The sequence below is a fragment of the Streptosporangium minutum genome (assembly GCF_002149035.1).
In the GTDB taxonomy this organism is placed as follows: Bacteria; Actinomycetota; Actinomycetes; order Streptosporangiales; family Streptosporangiaceae; genus Streptosporangium; species Streptosporangium minutum.
On the sequence record NZ_NGFP01000474.1, the window covers coordinates 1 to 2,289 of the forward strand.

Consider the following 2,289-nt stretch of genomic DNA (forward strand, 5'->3'; position numbering starts at 1 on the left):
CCCTCCCGGTGCCGCTCCCGGCCACCGCGGAGGCCATGGCCGTCCCCACCGGCCCCTCGGCGGTCCTGGCCGGATACCGGAACGGGAAGACGACCCTCCTGATCGACCCCGGGACGGGACGGCCCACGCCGGCGCGGTACCCGTTCTCCGCGTTCTCCCCCGGCGGCCGCTGGGCGGCCGGGGTCAGCCCGGACTACATCAAGGGCCGGGACTACGCCTACGTGCTCGACCGGACCACCGGAAAGGTCAGGAAGCTGCCCGGCTTCGAGCATCCGCGCCAGCTGTGGGGCCCCGTCTGGTCCCCGAGGGGCGACCTGCTCCTGACCGTGTGGGAGAAGACGGACAAGGACGAGGACGGCGACAAGGACGACGACATGGTGTCGGTCGGGTTCGTCGTGCACTCACCCCGCGCCGGCACCACCAGGTTCGTGCGCGTCGGCGACCCCCGCGCCGGTGGCAGCCGCTACCAGTGGGACGGCGGCGGCACCGGCGTCGCCACGGAACTCGCCATCGACTTCGCGGGTGACGAGGCGTACGGCGCCGACGGGGAGGCCGACCTCCGGGTCATCGGCCGTTTCGACCTGCGGGGCAGGCCGGTGGAGGGCTCCCCGGCCCCCGGTCGCATGAGCGGGCTCGACGACTGGTACTCCCCCTCCGGCAACCGTTACGCGGTGGTCTGCCCCGGGCAGAGCACCGACGTCTGCGTCCACGACGCCGGGTCCGGCGCGCTGATCGCCCAGGTCGACCAGGTCGCCGGCCGCCTTGTCTCCTGGTACGACGACGACGCCTTCCTGATCAGGAACCGGGCCGGCGCCGCCCTCTCGATCACGGTCGTCGACCTGCTCCGCGTCCCGATCGCGGACATCGCGCGATCGTCCGACGAGCGGGACGGCGACCTCGGGCTGTTCTTCGCCCGCCGCCCGTGAGGGTCAGCGGCGGCGCAGCAGCGCCAGGAACATCCCGTCGGTGCCGTGGCGATGGGGCCAGAACTGGGCGTGGGGCCCCTCGCCCAGGCCCGCCACCTCCGGGAGGTAGGCGCGGGCGTCGAGCGTCTCCACGTCGTCGCGGCCGCGCAGGGCGTCGCCGACCACGGTGACGGTCTCGGCCAGGTGTGGCGAGCAGGTGACGTAGGCGACGACTCCCCCGGGGCGGACGGCCTCCAGGGCCGAGGCGAGCAGCTCGCGCTGGAGCCTGCCCAGGTCCGGGAGACTGCGGGGATCGCGCCGCCATCGGGCCTCCGGGCGGCGGCGCAGAGCGCCCAGGCCGGTGCAGGGGGCGTCGACCATGACCCGGTCGAAGACCCCCGGACGCCAGGCGGGGGCCGTGCCGTCGGCGGTGATCACAGTGGCCTCGCGGGTGGTCTGCCGGACCAGGCGGGCGCGGTGGTACTGGAGCTCGGCGGCCAGGAGGTTGGCGCCGTCCTGGACGGCGATGGCGTCCAGGAGCCCGGCCTTGCCGCCGGGGCCCGCGCACAGGTCGAGCCAGCGGGTGTCGCCACCGGCCACCGGGACGCGGGTCAGCGCCAGGGCGACGAGCTGGCTGGCCTCGTCCTGCACGGCGGCTCGCGCCTCGGCCACGGCGCCGATGGAACCGGGGTCGCCCTCGGTCAGGTAGGCCGCGTAGGGGGAGTATTCGGCCCGCTGGGCGCCGGAGGCGAGAAGCTCGTCGACCGACGCGCGGCCGGGCCGGGCGACCAGGGTGACACGGGGCCGCTCGTTGTCGGCGGCCAGCAGGGCGGCCGTCTCGTCGAAATCCCCGCCCACGGCGTCGCGCATCGCGGTGACGATCCACCGGGGGTGGCTGTGCGCCACGGCCAGGTGGCCGACCGGGTCCTCGCCCCGGTCGGGGGCCACGATCGGCAGCCACTGCTCCAGGGAACGGCCGGCGACCTTGCGCAGCACGGCGTTGGCGTATTTCGACGCGCCGGTGCCCACCCGCAGCCGTACCAGGTCGACGGTCGTGCCCACGGCGGCGTGCGGGGGGACCCGGGTCTTGAGCAGCTGGTGCACGCCCAGGCGGATGGCGTCGAGCAACGGCGGGTCCAGGTCCTCGGGGGCCCGGTCGCTGCAGGCGGCGATGACCTCGTCGTAGGTGCCGAGGCCGCGCAGCGTGCCGTAGGCCAGCTCGGTGGCCAGGCCCGCGTCCCGCCCGGACAGGCGGCGCTCGCGCAGCAGCGCGGGCATCAGGAGGTTGGCGTAGGCGTCCCGCTCGTCCACGGCGCGCAGCAGGTCGTAGGCGGCGTTGCGGGCCTCGTCACGGACCGGCTTGGGCGGACGGCCGCCCCTGCCC

2 protein-coding genes are annotated in these 2,289 nt (G+C 75.4%); one reads left to right on the plus strand and one right to left on the minus strand.

Annotated features, from left to right (window positions below; all coding sequences use genetic code 11):
- Positions 1-926: TolB-like translocation protein (locus tag CA984_RS46900; protein ID WP_165781650.1), on the plus strand; the 926-nt coding region annotated here is incomplete at its 5' end.
- 3 nt (positions 927-929) lie between these two features.
- On the opposite strand, the gene CA984_RS43745 is transcribed toward CA984_RS46900, so the two are convergent.
- On the minus strand, positions 930-2,289 hold a 1,360-nt coding region (locus CA984_RS43745; protein WP_242676514.1), incomplete at its 5' end, for an RsmB/NOP family class I SAM-dependent RNA methyltransferase.